A 22,750-nucleotide genomic window follows, 5' to 3' on the forward strand; every position below is an offset into this window, starting at 1 on the left:
AGACACGATGACCGTCAGAGAGAGCCTCCGTCGACGACCGGTCGAGGCGCTCACGCTCGCCGTCTTCACCGCGGGCGTCGCCGCCTTCGTCCTCCTGCACACCGTGACACTCCTGACGAGTCGCGGCGGCGAGGTTCTGGCCCAGGTCCGCCTGGCGTGGCTCGTGTTCGCCGTCGCCGCCGTCGTCGCCGCCGCGTATCTGGCCACCGAATCGACCAGTCGATCGTGACGGGATGTCCGGACTGCGAGACAGTCCGTTGACAGAAACGACGTTTAATGCCGTCAGCTTTCGCACAGAGTTCCTATGACGATAGCCGTGTCCAAAGCGACGGGCAGAGACCGCCAAGCGTGGAACACGTACGTCGAGCGAGCGCCGCACGCGACGCCGTTTCACCGACTGGAAGCGTTGGAGGCGTTGCGCGACGTGAGCGACACGACGTTACACCTGCTCATCGGACGAGAGGGTGAGGAGGTGTTCGGGATATTTCCGCTGTTCGAGGGGAGCGTCGGGCCGTTCTCGTCGGTTCGCTGTCCGCCGACCGAACACGACGTCCCGTATCTGGGACCGGTGTGGCTCGACGTCAACCACCTCTCTCAGCGGAAGCAGGAGATGTGGAATCACCAGTTCGTCGGGGCGGTCTGTGAGTGGATCGACGAGGAGATAGACCCCGACCACCTCGACATCCGAACGGTCGACCGCTACCCCGACGTTCGGCCGTTCATCTGGGCGGACCTCGACGTGCGTCCGGCGTACACGTACGTCCTCGACCTCGAACCGGGAGCCGAGGAGATCAAGAGCCGCTTCAGCCGAAGCACGAGACGGTACGTCCGCGACGTGGACGACTACGACATCGACGAGCGAGGCTACGAGGGCATCGAGTACGCCGTCGACCAGTACCACGAACGCTACGAGAGCGCCGGCGTCTCCGTCGAACTCTGCAAGGCGCTGTACGACGCGCTCCCCGACGGCTGCGTCAGACCGTACGTCCTCTCCGTCGACGGCCGATTCGTCGGCGCGAGACTCACCGTCGAACTCGGCGACACGATATACGCGTGGGTCAGCGCGGCCAACGTCGAGGAAGCCGACGTGCCGGTGAACGAGCTCGTCGAGTGGTACGTCATCCGCGACGCCGCCGAACGAGGGCTCTCGCGGTACGATTTCGTCGGCGGGATGGTTCCGAGCCTCTGTCGGTACAAATCGCAGTTCGCGCCGGTGCCCAGAGCGCTGTACCTCGTGCAGCGACAGCGCCCGTGGATGCGGGGCGCGTCGATGCTGTACAACCGACTGCCGGACCGCGTGCGGACGCTCGTCTGAGTCTCGAACGACGGCGAGTCGCCGGGACGCTACAGCGACTCGTAGATACCGATGGCCCAGTGGTCCGGACCGAACAGCCGTCCGCCGAAGCCGATGTTGCCGTCGACGGCGCAGCGCCACCCGTCGCCGACCGGCCAAGGGTCGAGGTGGTGCATCCGCCCGGAGTTCCACCCCAACCGCTTCTCCGTCCCCTCCAGAATCGGCGAACTGTGGAGCTCGCGGTCCCGGTACGTCGACGGCGTCAGTTCGTCGATGACGTACCCGCGGAGGCGGTGGCCGTAGCAGGCCGCACAGTCCTGAAAGAACGCGACGACACCGCCGTCGCGGACGAGCGGTCGCCCACCTGGACGGGCCGCAGTCGGGCGATCTTCGACGACCGGATTCTCGGCGTGCGGCGTCCAGTCGTCGGTTTCGAGTTCGTCGCTGTAGAACGCCAGGAGGTCGGCGCAGCCGTCGTCGCTGCCGGCGAGCGCCCACCAGCGGTCCTCGTGTCGAAAGACGACGAAGTCGCTCAGAAAGCGGTCGGGCGCGACGAGTTCGGCCACCGGCGACCAGCCGTGGGGCAGCGAGTCGGTTCGGTAGAGAATCGGACTCGCGGGCGTCTCGCGGTTCCAGCGTTCGGGAAGCATGTAGTAGTGGTCCTCAAACCGGAACACGTACGGAAAGGCGAGGTGGTCGGCGGTTTCGAGGACGACCCGGTTGTACGACCAGCGCTTGCCGTCGTCGCTCTCGGCGTGGGCGATGGCGGCGGTCGGCGTCCGGTCGCGGTTGAACACCTCGAAGAACAGGTGCCAGCGGCCGTTCGGGGTGACGAACAGGAACGGGTCGGCGACGAAGTCGGCGTCGCCGAAGTCAGTGACGTCCGCCGCGGTGACGACGGGATTGACGACGCCGCGACCGGGAACCAGCGAGAACGGTCCCGGCGACGGTGTCGGCGTCCGCCGCGGTTCGCCGTAGTCGTCCCACAGGGACTCCTCGACGGAACTCGCCTCGGCGGGGGCACGAGCGCCGTCGGTGAGCAGTTCCGAGCGATGGAGACGCTCGCCGGCCAGCCACGCCGCGTCTCTGAGCGATTTCGAGTCGCCGGGTCTGAACCGGGGACGGGTCATCGAGCGGTCACCCACGCATAGGAGCGTCCGAGCGAGACCAGGAATGCATGCCACAGGGCGAACGCGTGCCACCGACCGCCCGTACTTCGGGAGGCCGTTACCTGCAGTTCGGCGCGAACCATACGGTGTGGACGGTGATGACAAACAAAAAACATGGGTTGCCCGCCGGCAACGTATATGAATGCGTGTTCTGTGAACTGTCGTATGAGTGTCGTCATTCGACTGGCCGCCTCGCAGACGCGACGCGAGGCGATACGACGTGAGCGTAGGTGAGCGATGGACGTCGAGATACACCGCACGATAGAGAGCGTTCCCCGCGAGGAGTGGGACCGCGTCGTCGAGGACTCGCCGCACGGAAGCGTCTTCCACCGGTATCGCTGGTTGGCCGCCGTCGAACGCGGCTGCGAGAGACCGGGGCGGTACGTCGTCGTCTCCGTCGACGACACGCCCGCGGGCGTCTTCGCGGCCACCGTCGACGACGTGCCGTTGACGCCGTTCGAGCGCCTCCGCTCGCCGGACCCGGGGTTCGGCGGTCCGGTCGTCGCTTCCGACGAGGAAGAGACGCTCGACGCGCTGCTCGACGCCGCCGAGCGCCTCTGCGAGGACGGCATCGTCGCGCACGTGTTTCGAACGCTCGACGGAGAGACGGTCCGGTACCAGCGCCGACTCGAAGAGCGCGGCTACAGACAGACCGTCGCTAGCTGTCGGTTCGTCGTCGACCTGGTCGACGGCTGGGAGGCGGTGTACGGACGGATGAGCGGTTCGCGCCGGCGCGCGATACGTTCGGGACACAAAAACGACGTTCACGTCCGGGACGAAGTGCCCGACCGGAGCGACCTGCGCGCGTTCCACCGGGGGTACAGACGCGTCATGGACCGCGTCGACGGCGACGCATACCCGCGGTCGTTCTTCGAGGAGTTGGCGACGATGGACGGCCGGGTGAGGCTGTTCTCGCTAGGGGTGGACGACGAACCCGCCGGGAGCATCCTCGTGCTCCTCGACGACGAGCAGTCGACGGTCCACTACTTCTTCTCGGCGGTCGAACGCGACCACTTCGAGTACAACGCATCGGAATTGCTGCACGAGTACGCGATGCAGTGGGGTATCGCCAACGGCTATCGGTACTACGACTTCGGCGAGACGAGCCCCGACTTCCGGGACGGACTGTTCCGGTTCAAAGAGCGCTTCGGCGGGCGCGCGGTGCCGACGCTCTCGTGGGAGCGCGGGTGTGCGCCGGTCCGCTGGAACGCCTTTCGACTCGGTCGACACCTGTATCAGACGGCGAGTCGGCTCCGGGAGGAGCGGACGTAGGCGGGTCGGTCGAGGGAGCCGACTCCGGGGCGGGAACGAGCGACGACGCGGCGGCCGAGGTCCCCTCCTCCGTCCGGTTCTTCGCCACCAGATACGACTCGAAACCGCCGTTGTCGTAGACGCGGGCGACCGTCGAGCGGTTATCCAGGCGCTGGAAGTCCGCCGGCGCGTGGCGCCAGAACCCCTGATAGCCGGGGTAGAACGTCGGGTTTATCTGCCGGCCGAGGTCGGTGACGAGGAGATAGCGGTACTCCGGCGGCCCGTCGGGAGGGGGCGCGCCGTAGGCGAAGTGCATCGGCGGGTCGGTCCCCTCTGAGCGGATGTTCACGGGGTCGTCGACCTCGTATTCGAGCATCTCCTGGAACCGCGACTGGGTCGTGCCGTACTCGTCGATGAGCAGCGACTCGTTTCGGTGGTCGAGCACCCACTCCATCCCTTCGACTTCGCTCTGAGTGATCTGCCCGTTGGCGCTGTTCGACAGCGGCGACGCGTACAGCGAGAACACCGAGAGAAAGACCACGGCGGCGAGTCCGACCGAGAGCGCTCCGAGGAGCGTCGACCGCTGCCACGAGCTGCTCGCCCGCGCCCACAGCGCCGAGGCCCCGAACCCGATGAGTATCGGCGCGGTGAACCGAGCGTACCGAGAGATTCGGGTGAACCCGACCGTGAGGTCGACGAAGAACGCGAGCACCGAGAGGCCGGTGAACGCGGCGAACACCGCGAGGAAGAACAGCGAGACGTCGCTCAGTTCGGTGTCGCCCCGAAGCAGTCGCACCAGCAGATAGCACCCGAACACCGCGGCGAAACTGACGAGCAGTCCGAAGACGCCGTACGTGTAGAACCCGGTCTGGAGCAGGTCGACGAGTCGGGGCGTCGTTCGAGCGGCGGTGTCGCTCAGGCTCCCGAACTCGGAGGATTGGACCGCCTCGAATCCGAACAGGCGCGCGACGACGAGGTACGTACTCCCCGCGATGGACTCGTACGTGTAGTACCACGCGAAGAAGAGCACCCCCGCGACAGTTCCGACCGCCAGTACCGGAACCGGACGGCCGGTCCGCTGTGCGGTGAGGCGTCCGTAGAGTTCCGGCGCTTTGGCGAGTGCGAACAGGCCGAGCAGAAACAGCGTCGTGAGCGGGTGAAAGAAGACGACGGCGACGACCGAGAGCACGAGAAGCGACGAGTACTGCGTCCGTCGCTCCCACGTGTTCGTCCGAAACAGCAGCGCCAGCACGAACGGAATGAAGGAGAACGCGAAGACGCTGGGCGAGAACATCACGTTCTCGGAGCCGAACAGCGGAAGATACGCGACCGGCAGGACGAACAACACGTCGCGTCGCCGCTCGGTGACGGTGTCGAGTAGGAAGTAGAGGCCACCGAGGTAGAACAGCGAGAGGAACGGCGGCAGCAGATTGACGAGCTCCGCGGTGTCGAGTCCGGTTGCGTGCGAGAAGACGCCGGCGAACGCGTTCAGTCCGGGGTAGTAGTTCTCCGGTTCGAGTCGTCCGGTCTGTACGAGGTAGTCGACCATCCCGACGAACGTCAGCATGTCGCCTTTGCCGACGGCGTACAGTTGGTACCGGAGGTACGGCAACGACAGTAACAGTCCGTTCGCACCGAGGAGAAGTGACACCCCGTATCGCCACCCGGGGCCGGTCGTCTCGTCGTCGACGGCTACAGCGCGCAACACCAGCAGCTGTCCGACCACGAGCGCGCCGCAGATGGCGAGCCAAAACCAGACGGGGTACGCCCCGTAGATGTGTATCTCGTACTCCGTCACCGGCGGCCCGGCGGCGATGTACGCGCCGCAGAGCGCGAGCAGCGCCGTACCGACGAGAGCGAGGAGTTTCGTCCGAAGCCGTCTCCGGTCGTCCATGTACTGAGACAGCGTGCGACGCCGCGCGGCTTGTATGTTGTGTAGCGTTCACGGAGTCGACAGGTCAAAGCACCGGGTTTCGAGCGCAGTAATCACACGTTGCCCGTCAGTCGAACAGCGCCGCGAGACGGCCGCGGCACTCGCGCGTGAGCGACGTGACGGGTCCGAGACCGGGGCGTCCGTCCACGACCCAGAGCGCGAAGACGCAGACGCCGAGAACGAGCGTGACCGCGAGTTCCGGCCCGAGGGGCAGCGAGACGAGGTCGACCAGCACCTCGTCTACGTCGTCGGGTTCGGTGATGGGGTAGAGCGGCCAGAGCAGGAACGTGGCCTCCGAAAATCGCCCGCCGAGGAGGGTGGTGTAGGAGTCGCCTACCAAGTGCGAGAGGTAGCCGATGCCGAACGCTGGGCCGGCCGCGGGATAGCCGCGCCGCGCGGCGACGACGGTGACGACGGCGACGACGACGGCGGCGACGAAGAGCGAGTGCGCGAGCGAGCGACCGCTCGGGAGCAACTGGACGGCCCACGCCAGCGGCTTGTCGACGAGGTCCGGAAACTGCGTCCCGAACGCCAGCGCGAGAGTGGGACCGTCCGCCGGACGCCGCCGGTAGACGGCGTGGACGAACAGCGTGTAGAGGACGTAGCCGAATCCGAGGTGGCCCCAGGGCATCATGAGAGAGGAGCGGGACGGGAGCGTACTGATTGCATCGATACGGGCGTCCGCTCCCGGCCCGCCCGGCGGTCGCCACGGTCGGAGACGCTACTCGATCGATATCTGCTCGACGTCGTCGTCCTCGTCGGTTTCGACGTCGATTTCGCCGCGGAGCAACTTCGTCGCTCTCTCGCGGTCCTCCGGGTAACCGACGTCGACGCGCCAGCCTTTCAGACGGAGGACGTCGATGGTACGCCCGCTCTGGATGAGGAGGTTGATGGCTTCGCTGATCTCGTACTCGCCGCGTTCGGACGGTTGGACGAGGTGGCAGGCGTGGAAGATGGCCGGCGAGAACGTGTAGAAGCCGGTCATCACGAGATTCGACTGCGGGTCTTCCGGTTTCTCGACGACGTCGGTTATCTCGCCGTAGGGGTTCGTCCGGCAGACGCCGTAGCGACTCGCCTCCTCCCACGGTACCTCTTCGACGAGGAACGCCGCGTCGGCGCGTTCCTCCTGCTGTCGCTTGACGACGTCCGCGAGGTTCGCCTGGAAGATGTTGTCGCCGAGCATCAGGACGAAGTCGTCGTCGATGTGATCTTCGACCGTCAACAGCGCGTGCGCCAGCCCGTTCTGCTCGCGCTGGTGGGCGTACGTGATGGGGATACCCTCGAAGCTATCGCCGTAGTGGCTGATGATGGCCTCCTTCCTGTAGCCGACGACGACGATGAACTCCTCGGCACCGAGTTCGGCGAGTTGTTCGAAACAGTGTGTGAGAATCGGCTTGCCGTCGACTTCGACCATCCCTTTCGGCTTGTCGTCGGTCAACGGGCGTAGACGAGTTCCCTTGCCCGCCGCGAGTACTACTGCCTTCATGCCCGGAAGTGTGCGACGCCGAACGGTATTACTATACGGTCGCTACGGGCCGCAGAAACTGTCTTCCGCTGATACAATCTCTCACAGAACACCAACGAACGGTGACAGTTCGTTGGACGAACATCTGTTTTTATATCCGCGTCGCCGGCAGTTTCCCACAATGCAGGTCACCGTCATCGGCAGCGGATACGTGGGGACGACGCTCGCAGCGTGTCTGGCCGAGCTCGGCCACGACGTGACGAACGTCGACATCGACGAGGAGATCATCGCGGCTATCGAGGGCGGCGTCGCCCCGATTCACGAACAGGGACTGGACGCGCTCGTCGCCGAGCACGGCGGCGAGACACTCCGAGCAACGGCGGATTACGCGGCCGCGGAGCGGGCCAAGGTCGTCTTTATCGCGCTCCCGACGCCGACGGATGCCGATGGGCGAATCGACACCTCGATTATCACCGTGGGCGCGGAGCGGCTCGGGGAAGCGCTCGCGGAGAGCGAAGAGACGCCGCTGGTCGTCGTCAAGAGCACCGTCGTCCCGGGGACGACCGAGAACGAACTGATTCCGGCGCTCGAACGCGGGTCGGGGCTGACCGCCGGCGAGGGATTCGACGTGGCCGTCAATCCGGAGTTCCTCCGCGAGGGGACGGCCGTCGACGACTTTCTGCACCCGGACAAGGTGGTCTTCGGCGCGACGGGCTCGCGCGCGTACGAGACCCTCGACGAGTTGTACGCCCCGCTGTTCGCACAGACCGACACCGCGGTGGTCCGGACCGGCGTCCGGGAGGCGGAGATGATAAAGTACGCCAACAACGCCTTCCTCGCCTCGAAGATCAGCCTCATCAACGAACTGGGGAACATCTGCAAGGAGTTCGGCGTCGACGCCTACGAAGTCGCCGACGCCATCGGCCTCGACGACCGAATCGGGCCGCAGTTTCTGCGAAGCGGCGTCGGCTGGGGCGGGTCGTGCTTCCCGAAGGACGTCGCCGCGCTCATCGCCGCCGCGCGAGACGTCGGCTACGAGCCGGAACTGCTCGACGCGGTCGTCGGCGTAAACGACCGCCAGCCCGAGCGGTTGCTCTCGATTCTGGACGGCCACGTCGACGTCGCCGGCGAGCGCGTCGCGGTGCTCGGTCTCGCGTTCAAGTCCGGCACCGACGACGTACGGAGTTCGCGAGCCATCCCGACCATCGAGGGGCTGCTCGACCGCGGGGCGACCGTCGTTGGCTACGACCCGGTCGCAACGGAGAACATGCGCGCACACTTCCCGGACGTCGAGTACGCGGCCAGTGCAGCCGAGGCGCTGGAGGGCGCAACCGCCGCCGTCGTCGTCACCGACTGGGACGAGTTCGCGGCGCTCGACGAGGAGTTCGACGCGATGGAGCGCCCCGTCGTCGTCGACGGTCGCCGCATCGTCGAACGACGAGACGGTATCGAGTACGAAGGGCTCACCTGGTAGTCGCCGCGCCGGACCGGCCGGGGCGTCGACGCCGTCGGCGGCACGTGAACCGCGGGTCGTGACGGGAGTTACGCGCCGTAGCCGTCCGCGCCGTACCGACCTTCGCCGTAGAACGTCTCGATGTCGTCGCCTTCGACGACGACGTAGCCGACCGTCTCGGGTTTGTGCCACTGTTCGTCGTCGACGCTTCGCTCCTCTTCGACGCGGACCTCGACGCTCGTGCGCGTGAGGTTACGGTAGCGGAGCGTGCACGGGTTGTTGCCGTTGAACGTCTCCACGTCGGCGACGAAGACGGGGTTGTCGTACGACTCGTCGAACTCGACGGTCTGCCAGCGGTGGTCGACGTCGGCCGCGTGGCCGGCCTCGAACGGTGCGCCGCCGAGCGTCCCGATTCCGGGTTCGATGGCGACGTAGCCGATAACTTCGTCGTGGTGCCAGTCGTCGGCCTCCTCTTCTTCCTGGAGGCGCGTGGCGAACCGTCGTTTCGAGACGTTGCGGTTCCGCGAGACGACCGCCTGCCACCCGTCGGTCGACTGCGGTTGCGTGAGTACGACTGGTTGCTTGGCGAACGACTGGTCGAACGAGACGCCGGTCCACTTCGTCGTGGCGTTGACCGTTCCCGCCTCGACCTGGAGACCCTCGACGGCGGGCGACCCCGCTTCGACGACGAGACTGCCGATGACCTCCTCTGCGTGCGGACCGTCGAGGTAGTTCCACTCCTGAACGCAGTACTCGAACGACCCGCCGCCGACTTCCTGGAGTCGTGAGGTCGCCGGCTGGTAGCCGTTCGCGGAGACCGGGAGGGCGACCACGACGGGGCTGGAGTACGACGAGTCGAACGCCTGGGTGTCCCAGCGATGCGTCGCGGTGAGACGGTGGGCTTCCATGTCGGGTGCGGAGGCGGCGCTTACGCCCTGCGCGGCGGCCTGGGTTCCGGCGACGCCGAGGACGAGCGACGCTTTGAGGACGCCACGTCGGGTGTAACGGGGTTTCGAGCGGGCGGATTCGGTGGAGGTGTCGGACTTTCTCATTTCGGGTTCTCTCTGTTTAGTAGTACAGTCAGATGACCGGTTATATAGTTTTCCAATTAATTAAGTGTGGGTGGACTTACGCTAGCCGAGAAACTACCGAACAAGGCTAATGAGCTCTTTAACGCGCTCTGAAGCGTTTTTCAGGATCCGACGCTATGGTACAAAATTTGGTAATTCTTGTTAATCTGGTATGAAATGTAGAGAACATATCAGAATAAAAACCAAAATGAGACTGGTTACTGAGGTAATCGACGACACGGGCCCGGGCGGAGACTCTCCAATCGAGAAGAACGTAGCGTCCAACTACTGATAGTAGGCGTCGAAAACGGTCGGCGACGGGGGCAGATCCGATACCGTTCAGGGCGTGAAACAGTCCGGTAGCGACCCGCTAGTGACCGTAGTCCGGCACCTATTGGTGAGAACGAATCTCTTACCCGATTGGGGAGACGAATCGTCAGCGTCGAAGAACGTCGCTGCGGCGATGTGAGCGTTTGATGTGTCAGACGGTTCGGCGAAATCGAGACGAGTCGGCTGAGAAACACCTACTCTCGGATAGCCTGAATATACTAAACTCGGATAGTTCCGTTCGTCCTGTCGGTGCGAAACTGCATGACACGAGAGAATCAGACCCGAAGGCGGTTTCTGGCGGGGAGCGCGGCGACGCTCAGTTCGCTGTCATTACTACCGGGCGGTGCAGGGGCGCAGGCGACGGCGCACACCATCGCTGTCGTCAACGCGACCGGTGACGGTCCGGCGAAGTACCGGTTCAGCGTCGACGGCGAGGTCGAGAAGACGACAGACACCGGCGGCGCGCCGAGAACCTTCGCCTCGCTCGACGACGACGACACGCTGAGCGACGCCACCGCGGAAGGGCGCGTCTACGGCGGTGCGGACGCCTACCGGTTCACCGGCGAGGTGACTAATTGGGTCGTCGAGGGGGGCGCGGCCGTCTACGTCGACGGCGACGCAGTCGACCCCGACGAGTTCCCCACCTCGAGCGTCCTCGCCATCACCGGCAACGGCGAGTACACGTTCGCCGTCGACGGGAGCGTCGAGAAGACGACGCTGACCGGGGGCGCGGACCTCCCGCCCGCGTCGCTCAACGACGCCGACGACGTAGACGGCGGAGCCGTCAGCGGATCGGTGTTCGGCGGCACCGACGCTTACGTCGTCGACGGAGCGGTCACCGACTTCGACCTCGACGACGGACTGACCGGCTACCTCGACGGCACCGTCTACACGGGCCCCGCAGACGGCCGCGGCGACACCGGAGACGACGCCGACGGGGACAGCGGAAGTCAGTCAGCTCCCGAACTCACTTTCCCGGACTGCACAAGCGTCCAAATCACGGGCACGTTCGAATCCGCGTCGCTGGAGCTGCTCGTCGAAGACGACGACCCCGAGACGACGCCGATGGAGCAGGTGTACGAGTACGACAACGCCGACGGCGCGACGGACACCACCGTCACGGTTCCCGACGGCGAGTTCGGACCGTATCAGGTCGTCGAAGCCGCCTCCGTCACCTACGGCGACGGCGAGGAGACCCGAGCGACCAACCCAGACGCCGACGCGTGCCGCGAGAAGACGTTCCCCGCGGTTCGGGACGTCGAGTTCCTCGACTGCACCGGCGTGCGGGTCGCGGGCGCGTTCGAGGAGCTCTCCATCGAGGTGCTCGTTCAGGACGACGCGCCGCAGACCACCCCGATGGAAGAGGTGTACACGGTCGAAGGCGACGGTACCGAGGAGACGACGGTGAGCGTTCCCGACGGCGAGTTCGGACCGTACCAGGTGGCCGAGCGAGCGACAGTCGTCTACCCCGACGGCGAACAGCTCGACGTGGCGAATCCGAGCGCAGACAGTTGCCGAGACGAGACGTTCCCGGAGACGTGAAAATCTCTGACGAAGGGACGTAACCTTCGGTTGTTCGACCGAAGCCGTCGATTGGGCGCGTCTATCGGCGCCGGCGAGGGGTCGAATCTCCACGATAACGGCGCTGTTATCGGTGCCTTCGAGCACCTAATAGCGAGTTGCCAATCGACCGGACTCGGTAACGTTCAGTAGAACCAGATAGTCCGTTTAGTACACAAGTACACGTACCTGAATAAAACTTAAGATGCGACTCAGTGTGGCCTTAGCCGGAAGCGGAGAAATCAATGAAGGAAACACATACAAGCCGCCGAACGTTCCTCGCGGGCAGTCTCACGGCACTCGGCGCAACCACGGCGACGATGACCGTTCAAGCACAGCAATCTGAGTGGAGTTACGTCGTCGTCTCGGGCACTCCGGGGGCGGGCCCGGTTCGCTACGAACTGGAGACGAACGACACGCTCGAGAAGACCACCGAGACGGGCGGCGCACCGGTCGACGGTGCGTCGGTGAACGCGAACGACGTGCTCGAAGGAAGCTTCGCCGGCGGCGTCGTCGTCGGCGGCGTCGACGCGTACCGCTACAGAGGCGATCTGACGCTGCTGTCGGTCGACGACGACGCGACCGTCTACGTGGACGGAACGCAGATAGACCCCGACAGTGTCGGCGAGAACTACGACTACCTCGCTATCGTCGGTGACGGGTCGAAAGCCGACTACAGTTTCGAGGTCGACGGCGACGTCGCCAAGACGAACATGACCGGCGGCGCGCCGACTCGCTACGCCTCGGTACAGGACGGCGACAGCGTCGACGCCGGGTCGGTGAGCGGCTCGGTGTTCGGCGGTGCCGACGCCTTCCGCGTCGCCGGCGACATCACCGAGTTCGACCTCTCGGGCGGCACGGCGTATCTCAACGGGCAGGAGTACACCGGACCGAGCGCCGGAGACGACGGCGACGGCCGCGGGCAGACGGGCGACGGGTCGGAGCCGGGCATCGAGTTCGTCGACTGCACCACCGTCGAGGTGACGGGCAGCTTCGACGAGGTGTCGCTATCGGTGCTCGCCTCCGACGGCGGGTGCGGTCCCGGACCGCGCTTCAGCGAACAGGAGTACGTCTTCGGGCTGAACGCCGACGAAGTCATCGAGGGTACGACCACGATTACGCTCCCGAGCGGCTACTTCGCGGCGTACCAGGTCGTCGAATCCGCCACGGCGGAGGGCACGAGCTCGATGTCGGTGTCGAACCCCGACGCCAACGCCTGCCGCGCCGAGATGGAGTCGCAGTTCGAGGACTGCTAGTCGGTCGAATCGCTCGCAGCCGCCTCCAGGCCGGTCCGGGCGCGTCGTAAGATGCCCTCCCAGACGCCGAACAGCGCGCTGTCGAGTCCGTAGACGCGGTTTATCTTTCTGACCCACTCGTCGTCGGCAAACAGCAACGTCTGAAATCGATGGACGTCAGGTGAGAGCGACTCCCGCCGACCGGTGTAGTAGGCGACGCTCTCTTCGCGCGTCCGCGCGAGTAACTCGTACGGGATGTCGACGCCGGACTCGCGCGCGACGTAGACGAACCATTCGAGGTGGAGTATCGCGTCCGCGAGGACGAACCGCTCGGAGAACTCCGAGACGTACGACAGCGCCGGGCGGCCCTCGATTAAGACGTCGCCCGGCGTGCTGTACAGGGGGCCGGAGACGTGCGGAACCCGTTCCGCGTACGCACGTGCGACGGTAGACAGCCGGCGATCCGCGAGCACGTTCGGCCCCGCCAGCGCGAGTTCGTACCACAGCGGAAGCCACTCACAGAAGGGGTCGCAGAACGCGGCGTCCGCCAGCAACGTCGCCGCGATGGAGCGCGCGACGTTCGGCGCGACGTCGGTTCGGTTCGCTCGCATCGCGGCGACGCCTGCCGCCGCATCCTCGTGAAACGGGCCGCAGTCGAACTCCATGCCCTCCGCGACGTGGGCGACGTAGTCGGCACCGATTCGATACCAGTCGGCGAACTCCTCGGCGGTTCGCAGCGTCGCGAGTCGGAAGACGGTCACACCACGCGTAGGGACCGCCGCGACATGAACGGATGCGCTCGGCGAGTGTCGACGTGCCGTGACTGTCCGGAGGTCCGACTGGTGCACGAAACTATAGCCGACGCCGTGGCACGAACCCCGATGACGGATTCACGAACGAACGCGCTCCGAGAGACGGTCGAGTCCGGCGGCGTCGCTCTCGGCGTGCTCGACAGCCTGTACAGCCCCGACGTGGTCGAACTCTGCGGCGACCTCGGCGTCGACTTCGTCTGGCAGGACCTCGAACACGCCGGACCGAGTCCGTGGGACGCGACGACGCTGTCGAACCTCCTCCGCGCCGCCGACGCGACGGACACCGAGCTACTGGTTCGCATCCCCGTCACCGAACCCGCGCTGATGCGGAAGGTGCTGGATGCGGGCGTCCGCAACGTGTTCCTCTCGCGGGTCCAGTCGGCGGCGGAGCTCCGCGAGACGGTCCGCGCCGCGCGCTTCGAGTACGACGGCGAACCCGGCCAACGTGGACTGGCCGCGCCGCGGGCGAGTCGCTGGGGCCTCGCCGACGACTACCCGGCGACCGAGGACGAGGAGATTTTCGTCGGCGTGACCGTCGAGAACCAGCGGGCGGTCGACGAGATCGACGAGATCCTCTCGGTGCCGGAGCTGGGGTTCGTCTTCGTCGGCCCCTACGACCTCTCGGTCGACACCGGCCACCCAGGCGAAGTCGACCACGAGGAGGTGCAGGCGCGCGTCGAGACGATTCGAGACGCGACGCTGGACAGCGACGTCGCGCTCGGCGGCCTCGGCTTCGGGATGGACGACGTGAACGACAAAGTCGACCAGGGGTACCAGATTCTCAACGTCGGCAGCACAATGGCCGGCGTCTCGGAGATGGTGTCGTCTCGACTCGACGCGTTCGAGGGCGAGCGGTAACCTCGATTCGGCCGCGAGTTACTCCTCGTCGGCCAACTGGTCGGCCAGTCCCCACTGTTCGGCGCGCGCTTCGGCTTCCGCCCGCGCCTGCTCGCGAATCGCGTCGAGTTTCGCCTCGTCTTCGAGGAACGCCTCCACCGCGCTCGCGCCGCTCTCGCTCCGTTGCAGCCACTCGTCGGGTGCGGCGTCGCGGGTCCGCTCGGCGAGGTCGGGAGCGTCCGCCAGCGTCTCCGCGGGCGACCCCGGCGGCACCCGTAGCTCGTCGGTTCCGTGGGCCTCCGAGAGCGCCGATGCCGGCAGTTCGAAGGCGTCGACGCGAAACGGGCCGGGGACCGCGAGGTCGACGAGGGCGTCCGTGCCGCCGCGGTCCGTCTCGACGCTGTACGCCAACACGGGGACGCCCGCATCGAACGTGAGAACGCCGCGCGTCTCGCCGCCGAGCAGCAACGCGTCCTGCGGTTCGAGAACGAGATAGCCGGTCAGCTCGCGCGTCAACGCCGCCGACAGCGCCTCGTCCGCGTCGGTGACGACCCGGGACCGAACGAGGTTACCGCGGGGGATGGAGAACCGGTCGTCCGAAAGGTCGCCCAGCGCGTTCATGGCGTGTCGGGGACGACGGCGCTGCGGAAGCGGTCCGCCACGTCACCTTCGTCGCCCGCACGAACGTCGATTCGGTCGGCGGCGGCGCGGTAGGCGGCCGCCGGTGTCGACTCCGGCGCGTGTGCCAGGAGGGGTTCACCCGCGCGTCTGGCCGCGCGAACCACGTCGCTGTCGGGCACCGTCGCGAGCGTCTCGCCGCCGAAGTACTCGCCCGCTCGGTCGACGATACGGTCGATTCCCGCCTCGTCGTGAACTTTGTTGAACAGCACGCCCGCCGTCTCGGTTCCGTACGAGCGGGCGTACTCCTGTACCTTCAGGCCGTCCGAGAGCGCCGGCACCGTCGGCTGGAGGACGACGACGATACGGTCGGCGAGGACGATGGGGAGAACGGCGCTCTTGGACCCGAGCGCCGCGGGCGAGTCCAGAAGCAGCACGTCGGTGTCGGCGGCGAGGTCCGCGACGACGTCCCGAAGGCGCGCGGGGTCGGCCGCCTCGAACGCCGCGAGACTCGTCCCGCAGGGGACGACCGACATTCCGAACCGCTCGTACGTCGCCTCCGAGACTCCGGTTCCGGTCTCCTCGACCAACAGGTCGTGCAGCGTCACCTCCACGTCGTCGAGACCGGCGTGAAACAGCAGGTTCGCCATCCCCGTGTCGGCGTCGACGACGGTGACGTCGTATTCTGCGGCGAGCGCCATCCCCAGCGCGAGCGTGCTCGTCGTCTTGCCGGTGCCGCCTTTCCCGCTGGCGACGGCGAACGCCTCGACCATGGATTTCGTTAGCTTCCTTTCCTAATTTAAATTCTCCGTCTCCCTCCGCAGTTCGAGTTGGGTCGACGCGGGAGCGGCGCCGCCCGAACGCCTATTTCGCCGTCTATCGAACGTAGTTCCATGGCCGCTGCGAGAACAGCCGACCGGAGTCGCCGCATCACCGTCGCGACCGCAACCACAACGGCACTGCTCGTCGGAGTGACCGCCTTCTGGCTGTGGCGCGAGCACGCACCGCTGTCGCGTCACGTTCGCCGAAGAAAACGCACGTCGTCGCGGGGCTCTCCTCGACGACAGTCACTCACACCGCCGTTCTGAACTGGTGACAGCGAATCGCACAGTCGGTGGCGGCGGGGTAATCTTTTCCTGATACGGCGTCACACGTACACGTGATGACAGACGACACGGAACCGAGCGCCGTCGTCCGCGTCTGCGTCGGGAACGCGACAGACGGGGCGAGAGCTACAGCGGACGCCGCACGGGCGTCCGCGGGCGACGCGCGAGTCGTCGAAGTCGGCCCGTCCGGGATCGCCGGCGACGCGCCGCTCGTACTGGTGACTGAAGGGGGTGAGACGACGTTCTACTACGACTGCGGACCGGACCGGGCGACGCGCGTCGTCGAGTCGCTCGAAGACGGCGAACTCGAATCGGGGGAGGCGACGGTCGAACACGAGAGAGAGTCGAAGACGCTGCCGGTTCCCGAGATCGGGCCGTTGACGGTCGGGGCCCGGCGCGTCCTCGGGCGCTGCGGGTGGGTCGACCCCATCGACGCCGACGCGAACGGGGAGTGGGCGTCCGACGTGGTCGACGACGACGCCGACGCCGCGATGGAACGCGTTCGAGACGTCGGCCTCCTGGGTCGGGGGCGGGGCGACGCGACGCCGGACGACCCCGTGGCGAGCGAGTGGGACGCCGCCCGCGAGACGGCGGGCGACCCGGTGCTCGTCGTCAACGCGAACGAGAGCGACCGACGAAACGACACCGACCGGACACTCGTCGAGGGCGACCCCGTCGCGGTGCTCGACGGTGCGTTGGCCGTCGCCGAACTGGCGGGCGTCGATACCGGAGATATCGTCGTCTACCTCAACGAGGCCGACGCGCTGGCGGGCGACCGGATGCGCGCGGCCGTCGAGTCGCTGGCCGACGCGCGTGACCTCGACGAGAAACCGCAGGTCGTCGGTGGTCCCGACAAGTACATCGCGGGCGAACCGACGATGGCGCTGGAAGCACTGGAGGGCAACGACCGACTGGAGGCGCGACTACGACCGCCTTCGCCCGCGAAACACGGTCTCTACGGTCGCCCGACGCTGATTCACACGCCCCGCACGCTCGCGCAGGTCCGCGAACTGCTGCTCCGTCCCGAAACGTTCGACGCCGACGACGCCGACCCCGGAACCCGTCTCGTGACCGTCACCGGCGACGTGGACGCGCCCGCGACGGTCGAACTCTCGACCGGCGGGTCGCTGTCGGCGGTTCGAGCGGCCGTCGAGTTCGACGGTCCGCTGAAGATGGCCTGCGTCGGCGGGCAGTTCGGTGGCTTCACGCGCACGCTCGACCACGCGCCGAGCGCCCCCGCGCTCGCGGGCGCGGAACTCGGCACGGAGGGCGTCGTCGAACTGTTCGACGACTCCCACTGCGCGGTGGCGACGGCGGGCGGGCGCTCCCGGTTCGCCCGCGACGAGAACTGCGGCCGGTGCGTCCCCTGCCGCGAGGGGTCGAAGCAACTTTTGAACAAACTGCGCGGCGTCTACGACGGCGAGTTCGACGACGACGGCCTGCGGGAGTTGACGCGGGTGATGCGCGGGTCGAGCACCTGCGCGTTCGGCTCGTCGGCCGCGCGCACCGTCACGACGGCGATGAATCAGTTCGAGACCGAGTTCCGCGCGCACGCCGACGGTCGTTGTCCGAGCGGCGCGTGCGAGGAGGCCTGAGATGAGCACCGATAATCCGGAAGATATGAGCAGCGAACCGAGCAGACCGGGGCCGGTCGACTCCGCCCCCGCCGAATCGCTCCCGGGCGTCCCGCGGATCGACGACCCGCGACCCAGCACGCCGCTGACCGAGGATTTCGTCACCGGCACCGCCAACGACCCCGAGGTCGGCTCCGAGGGGACGGAACTGACCACCGTCACCGTCGACGGTGAACCCATCGCTTTACCGCCGGGGTCGACGCTCCTCGACGCTGTCGAAGCGCTCGACACCGAGAGCGACGTCCCGGCGCTGTGCCACTACGACCGCGACACCGAACAGGGCGAGAACGTCGGCCCCCGCTCGGAGTGTCGGACCTGCATGGTCGACACCGACGAGCACGGCCTCGTTCCGTCGTGCAGTTTCCCCGCAGAGGACGGCCTGACGGTCCGGACCGACGCTGCAGAGGCCGAGGAGGCGCGGGACGTGAACCTCGACCTCGTGCTGTCGAACCACAATCTCCGATGTACGACCTGCGGACAGAACGGCCGCTGCGAGCTGCAGGACGCCTCCATCGACAACGGCGTCAACGAACCGCGATACGGCGTCCTCGACGACCGAGACGAGTACGTCCCGCTCGACGACACCTCGTCGGTCATCCAGATCGACCGCAACAAGTGCATCCTCTGTAACCGCTGCGTCGAGGCCTGCAACGACGTGCAGGTCGAGGGCGTCCTCCGGATGGAGGGGCAGGGACCGGAGATGCGAATCGGCTTCCAGAGCGACGCCGAGACGATGGGCGACTCGACCTGCGTCTCCTGCGGCCACTGCGCGACGGTCTGTCCGACGGGGTCGCTCGTCGAGAAGGGACTCGTCGACGCGACGACGCTCCCGCTTCCCGGCTTCACCCAGAAGAACTCCATCGGGAAGGTCATCGAACACGAGGCCGCGGAGACGGCGGACACGTCGCCGTCGCCGAACCGCCGCGTCCCCGGCGAGTTCGAGGAGCTCGACGACGGAACGGACGCGGAGATCGCCGAGAAGTCCGGCGTCGCCCGCTTCATGGCGAAGGCCAAGCAGCGCGCGCAGTCGGCGGCGAGCCGCGTCGCCGACGAGTCGGTAAAGCGGGTCGAACACGCCGCGGAGTCCGCCGCCGAGGAGTCGCTCACCATCGGTCAAATGTTCGACGCCGCGACGGTCGTCAGCACCGGTCGGATGCAGCGCGTCACGAAGGCCGAGACGACCTGCCAGTACTGCGCCGTCGGCTGCCGGTTCGAGCTGTACGGCAAGGACGGCGAGGTGCTCGGCGTTCGCCCCGCCGACTCGGAGGCCGCCCCGGCCAACGACTTCTCGACCTGCGTCAAGGGGAAGTTCGGTTACGACTTCGTCAACAGCCCGAACCGCCTGGAAACGCCGCTCATCAAGGAAGACGGTGAGTTCCGCGAGGCGTCGTGGGACGAGGCACTCGATTTGGTCGTCGACCGCCTCTCGGAGATTCAGGCCGAACACGGCGACGACTCCGTCGCCGTCACCTCGTCGTCGAAGGCGACCAACGAGGAGAACTTCCTCAACCAGAAGTTCGCCCGGCAGGTACTCGGGACGCCGCACGTCGACAACTGCGCGCGGCTCTGTCACTCCTCGACGGTGTCGGGGTTGAAACAGACCGTCGGATTCGGCGCGATGACCAACCGCATCAACGAGGACATCGGGAAGACCGACTGCTATCTCATCACGGGGTCGAACACGACCGAGAGCCACCCCGTGCTGGCGACGCACATCAAGCAGAACGTTCGCGACGGCGCGGACCTGTTCGTCTTCGACCCGCGGAAGATCGGACTGGCCGAGCACGCCAGCCAGTACATCCGGACGCAGCCCGGCCAGGACATCGCGTGGCTCAACGGGATGGTCCGCCACATCATCGACGAGGACCTCCACGACCGCGAGTTCGTCGAGGAGCGCACGACCGGGTTCGAGGAGCTGAAGGAGAAAGTCGAGCCGTTCACCCCCGAGAAGGTCGAGGAGCTCGCGGGCGTTGCCCCCGAGGACCTGAAGCGCGCCGCCGAGACCATCGCGGAGGCGGACACCTGCATCTTCGGCTGGGCGATGGGGATGACCCAGCACGCCCACGGCACGCGGAACGTGCTCGCCATTGCGAACCTCGCGCTCGTCACCGGCAACCTCGGCAAGCCGCGCGCCGGTCTCTCGCCGTTCCGCGGGCAGAACAACGTTCAGGGCGGCGGCGGCGACATGGGACCTGCGCCGCACAACCTGCCGGGCTACCAGGACCTCACCGACGACGACGTGCTCGACAAGTTCGAGGACGCCTGGGGCGTGCGCCCGCCGTCGCAGGTCGGCCTCTACCTGCCCGAGCAGTACGAGGCCGTCCACGACGGGAACATCCGCGGGATGTTCGTGATGGGCGAAAACCCCGTGCTCTCGGAACCGGACATCCGCGACGCCGAGGAAGCCGTCGAGAAACTCGACTTCCTCGCCGTCCAAGACATCTTCCTCACCGAGACGGCCGAGCACGCCGACGTCGTTCTGCCGGCGGCCTCCGCCGCCGAGAAGTACGGCACCTTCACGAACACGGAGCGCCGAATCCAGATGGTCCGCCCGGCCGTCGAACCACCAGGCGAGGCGCAGACGGACATGGAGATCCTCTCGGACCTCGCCGACCGCTTCGGCTACGAGTGGGAGTACGACGGCCCGGCGGACGTGATGGACGAAATCGCGTCGCTCGTGCCCATCTACGGCGGCGTCGGCTACGACCGCCTCGAATCCTCGCCCGACGGCCTCCAGTGGCCCTGCGAGGACGCCGAGGACCCCGGGACGCCGTTTCTCTACGAGGAGCGGTTCAACTTCGAGGACGGACTGGCTCGCTTCGTCCCGGCGGACTACGCCGGCCCCGTCGAGATGCCCGACGAGGAGTTCCCCTTGATGCTCACGACCGGGCGGGTGCTCTACCACTGGCACACCGGAACGATGACCCGGCGCGTCGAGGCGCTGATGCACCACGTCCCCGAGAGCTTCGTCACCATCCACCCGAAGATGGCCGCGGACCTCGGCGTTGAGGACGGCGAGTACGTCCGCGTCGCCTCCCGCAGGGGGAGCATCGTCGTGAAGGCGAACGTCGAGGAGACCTCCGATCCCGGCGTCGTCTTCATCCCGATGCACTTCGCGCAGGGGGCGGTCAACGAACTCACGCAGGCCGAACTCGACTCGACGTCGTACATCCCCGAGTTCAAGGTGACGAGCGTCCGCATCGCGCCGCTGGGCACCGACCCCGACGAGGAGCCGTTGACCCACGAGCAACCGGACTTCGGCGCGGACGCCGACGAGGACCCAGAGCGCGCCGGCGCGGACGACTGAGGCGGCGGCCCGTTTCGCCGCCGGCGACGCCTATTCGGGCAGTCCGAGCGCCGCGAGGTCGACGTGGTCGGCGACGAGGCGCGCCGCGCGGTCGTACGGCGAGCGCGGGTCGTCGTCCGTCGTCGCCGGTCGCTCCTTCCCGGCCGACGCGAACACCGAATCCACGAACGCTCTCCTCGCGTTCCCGTTCTCGAACAGCCCGTGGAGGTACGTTCCGAGCACCTGCCCTGACGCCGCGCCGAGCGCGACCGACGCCTCGTCGCCGCGCGAAAACGGGGTTTCGACGGCGCCTGTCTCGTCGACAGCATCGGGAAGATGCGTCTCTCCGGCGTGAATCTCGTAGCCCGACACCTCGCCGTCGACGCCCGCGAGCGGCCCCGTCCCGACGACCGAGAGCGTCGACTGCTCGACGCGCTTGTCGGTCGAAAACGCGGTTTCGACCGGAAGTAAGCCGAACCCGGCCACCTCGTCGTCCGCACTCTCGCCGGCGCTCTCCACCGTGGCGTTCGTGATTCGTTCACCGAGCAGCTGGTAGCCGCCGCAGAGCCCGACGACCAGGCCGTCGAACGATCGGAGCGCGTCGTCGAAGCCGGCCTCGCGGAGCGAAAGCAGGTCGTCGACGGTGTTCTTCGTGCCGGGGAGGACGACGGCGTCGGCGTCGGTGAGATCGTCCGACGGCGGGACGTAGGCGACGCGGACGCCGGGTTCGGCCGCGAGCGGTTCGAGGTCGGTGAAGTTCGAGATACGCGGGAGTCGCGGGACGGCGACCGTGACCGCCGCATCGCCGGGGAGGCCGTCGTCGCCGCCGACGACCGTCCGTTCGCCCACGGCCGGAAGCGAGACGCTGTCCTCCTCGGGGAGTCCCGGGTCGTCGTAGGGGAGGACACCGAGCACCGGCACGCCCGTTCGCTCCTCGAAGGCGTCGAGGCCCGGGTCGAGCAGCGAGACATCGCCGCGGAACTTCGTGATGACCGCGCCGACGACGCGCTCGCGGAGGTCGTCGGGCACCAGTTCGAGCGTCCCGACGAGGCTGGCGAAGACGCCGCCGCGCTCAATGTCGGCGACGAGTAGCACGTCGGCGTCGGCCAGTCGCGCGGTCTCGACGTTCGCCAGGTCGCGGTGGTGGAGGTTTATCTCGGCGATAGAGCCCGCGCCTTCGGCCACGATCACGTCATACTTAACGGCGAGTTGGGCGTGGGCCGCCTCGGCGGCGGCGCGGGCGCGCTCCCAGTGCTCCTCGTAGTAGCTCCCGGCCGCGAAGTGGCCGACCGCCCGACCGTCGACGACGAGTTGAGATTCGCCGTCGCCGCGGGGTTTCAGCAGGACGGGGTTGTGGTCCGTCGTCGGTGCGACGCGGGCCGCGCGCGCCTGGACGTACTGGGAGACGCCGATTTCGCCGAAGGCCGTGCCGTCGTCGTTCGCGGACGGCCGCGGGACTGCGCGGGCGTTGTTGCTCATGTTCTGTGCCTTGAACGGGGCGACGGAGACGCCGCGGTCGGCGAGATGACGGCAGAGACCGGCGGCGACGGTACTCTTGCCGACGTGGGATGCGGTTCCGGCGACGAGAAGCGTTCGGACCATCGTTCGACGTCACGGTCCGACGCGCCGGCGCTTCAAGAGCGTATCCGTCGCCTCGAACCGCCGCCGGAGGTGTGACGACTGCGTTTACGCGGCTG

The 22,750-nt window shown here is 67.1% G+C and carries 17 protein-coding genes; 9 read left to right on the top strand and 8 right to left on the bottom strand.

Annotated features, from left to right (window positions below; all coding sequences use genetic code 11):
- Window positions 1-7 precede the first annotated feature (7 nt).
- Window positions 8-229, top strand: coding sequence for a hypothetical protein (locus LAQ73_RS04475; RefSeq protein WP_224270049.1), 222 nt, complete (start codon window positions 8-10; stop codon window positions 227-229).
- A gap of 75 nt (window positions 230-304) precedes the next feature.
- A complete protein-coding gene (locus LAQ73_RS04480) occupies window positions 305-1,315 on the top strand; it encodes a GNAT family N-acetyltransferase (RefSeq protein WP_224270050.1) in 1,011 nt (336 codons plus the stop codon).
- A 29-nt stretch (window positions 1,316-1,344) separates the two neighbouring features.
- Here LAQ73_RS04480 and LAQ73_RS04485 read toward each other — a convergent pair whose 3' ends face one another.
- Entirely contained in the window at window positions 1,345-2,424 is a 1,080-nt protein-coding gene (locus tag LAQ73_RS04485; protein WP_224270051.1) for a glucosamine inositolphosphorylceramide transferase family protein, read from the bottom strand.
- A 276-nt stretch (window positions 2,425-2,700) separates the two neighbouring features.
- On the opposite strand from LAQ73_RS04485, the gene LAQ73_RS04490 reads away from it, so the two are divergent.
- Complete coding sequence (locus LAQ73_RS04490; protein ID WP_224270052.1) at window positions 2,701-3,735, top strand: lipid II:glycine glycyltransferase FemX; 1,035 nt, start codon at window positions 2,701-2,703, stop codon at window positions 3,733-3,735.
- 1,979 nt (window positions 3,736-5,714) lie between these two features.
- Here LAQ73_RS04490 and LAQ73_RS04495 read toward each other — a convergent pair.
- Together LAQ73_RS04495 and aglF are read right to left on the bottom strand one after the other, a co-directional pair.
- Window positions 5,715-6,278, bottom strand: coding sequence for a metal-dependent hydrolase (locus tag LAQ73_RS04495; RefSeq protein ID WP_224270053.1), 564 nt, complete (start codon window positions 6,276-6,278; stop codon window positions 5,715-5,717).
- Window positions 6,279-6,368: 90 nt separating this feature from the next.
- Window positions 6,369-7,133 (bottom strand): UTP--glucose-1-phosphate uridylyltransferase AglF, encoded by a 765-nt coding sequence (gene aglF / locus LAQ73_RS04500; protein ID WP_224270054.1) that lies wholly within the window; start codon window positions 7,131-7,133, stop codon window positions 6,369-6,371.
- 160 nt (window positions 7,134-7,293) lie between these two features.
- On the opposite strand from aglF, the gene aglM reads away from it, so the two are divergent.
- Window positions 7,294-8,586 carry a UDP-glucose 6-dehydrogenase AglM gene (aglM, locus tag LAQ73_RS04505; protein ID WP_224270055.1) on the top strand — a complete coding sequence of 431 codons (1,293 nt, stop codon included), beginning with the start codon at window positions 7,294-7,296 and terminating at the stop codon, window positions 8,584-8,586.
- 68 nt (window positions 8,587-8,654) lie between these two features.
- Here aglM and LAQ73_RS04510 read toward each other — a convergent pair whose 3' ends face one another.
- Window positions 8,655-9,617, bottom strand: coding sequence for a hypothetical protein (locus tag LAQ73_RS04510; protein ID WP_224270056.1), 963 nt, complete (start codon window positions 9,615-9,617; stop codon window positions 8,655-8,657).
- Window positions 9,618-10,226: 609 nt separating this feature from the next.
- On the opposite strand from LAQ73_RS04510, the gene LAQ73_RS04515 reads away from it, so the two are divergent.
- Both LAQ73_RS04515 and LAQ73_RS04520 read left to right on the top strand, forming a co-directional pair.
- Window positions 10,227-11,507: a hypothetical protein gene (locus LAQ73_RS04515; RefSeq protein WP_224270057.1), complete on the top strand. Its 1,281-nt coding sequence runs from the start codon at window positions 10,227-10,229 to the stop codon at window positions 11,505-11,507.
- Between the two features lie 263 nt (window positions 11,508-11,770).
- Window positions 11,771-12,781, top strand: coding sequence for a hypothetical protein (locus LAQ73_RS04520; protein ID WP_224270058.1), 1,011 nt, complete (start codon window positions 11,771-11,773; stop codon window positions 12,779-12,781).
- On the opposite strand, the gene LAQ73_RS04525 is transcribed toward LAQ73_RS04520, so the two are convergent.
- The gene (locus LAQ73_RS04525) at window positions 12,778-13,521 is read right to left on the bottom strand and encodes a DUF8116 family protein (RefSeq protein ID WP_224270059.1); all 744 of its coding nucleotides are present in this window, start codon (window positions 13,519-13,521) and stop codon (window positions 12,778-12,780) included. The genes LAQ73_RS04520 and LAQ73_RS04525 overlap by 4 nt on opposite strands.
- 120 nt (window positions 13,522-13,641) lie before the next feature.
- On the opposite strand from LAQ73_RS04525, the gene LAQ73_RS04530 reads away from it, so the two are divergent.
- Window positions 13,642-14,430: an HpcH/HpaI aldolase family protein gene (locus tag LAQ73_RS04530; RefSeq protein ID WP_224270060.1), complete on the top strand. Its 789-nt coding sequence runs from the start codon at window positions 13,642-13,644 to the stop codon at window positions 14,428-14,430.
- A gap of 18 nt (window positions 14,431-14,448) precedes the next feature.
- On the opposite strand, the gene LAQ73_RS04535 is transcribed toward LAQ73_RS04530, so the two are convergent.
- Both LAQ73_RS04535 and LAQ73_RS04540 read right to left on the bottom strand, forming a co-directional pair.
- Window positions 14,449-15,030: a DUF8054 family protein gene (locus tag LAQ73_RS04535; protein ID WP_224270061.1), complete on the bottom strand. Its 582-nt coding sequence runs from the start codon at window positions 15,028-15,030 to the stop codon at window positions 14,449-14,451.
- Window positions 15,027-15,800: a nucleotide-binding protein gene (locus LAQ73_RS04540; protein WP_224270062.1), complete on the bottom strand. Its 774-nt coding sequence runs from the start codon at window positions 15,798-15,800 to the stop codon at window positions 15,027-15,029. Before LAQ73_RS04540 ends, LAQ73_RS04535 begins: the two co-directional genes overlap by 4 nt.
- A gap of 389 nt (window positions 15,801-16,189) precedes the next feature.
- Between LAQ73_RS04540 and LAQ73_RS04545 the strand changes: the two genes are divergently transcribed.
- On the top strand, window positions 16,190-17,728 hold the full coding sequence (locus LAQ73_RS04545; RefSeq protein WP_224270063.1) for an NADH-ubiquinone oxidoreductase-F iron-sulfur binding region domain-containing protein: 1,539 nt from the start codon (window positions 16,190-16,192) through the stop codon (window positions 17,726-17,728).
- Window position 17,729: 1 nt separating this feature from the next.
- Window positions 17,730-21,074, top strand: a complete 3,345-nt coding sequence (fdhF, locus tag LAQ73_RS04550) for a formate dehydrogenase subunit alpha (protein ID WP_425601119.1) — start codon at window positions 17,730-17,732, stop codon at window positions 21,072-21,074.
- A gap of 30 nt (window positions 21,075-21,104) precedes the next feature.
- Here fdhF and LAQ73_RS04555 read toward each other — a convergent pair whose 3' ends face one another.
- A complete protein-coding gene (locus LAQ73_RS04555; protein ID WP_224270064.1) occupies window positions 21,105-22,655 on the bottom strand; it encodes a cobyric acid synthase in 1,551 nt (516 codons plus the stop codon).
- Window positions 22,656-22,750 lie beyond the last annotated feature (95 nt).

Source organism: Haloprofundus salinisoli (genome assembly GCF_020097815.1).
GTDB lineage: Archaea > Halobacteriota > Halobacteria > Halobacteriales > Haloferacaceae > Haloprofundus > Haloprofundus salinisoli.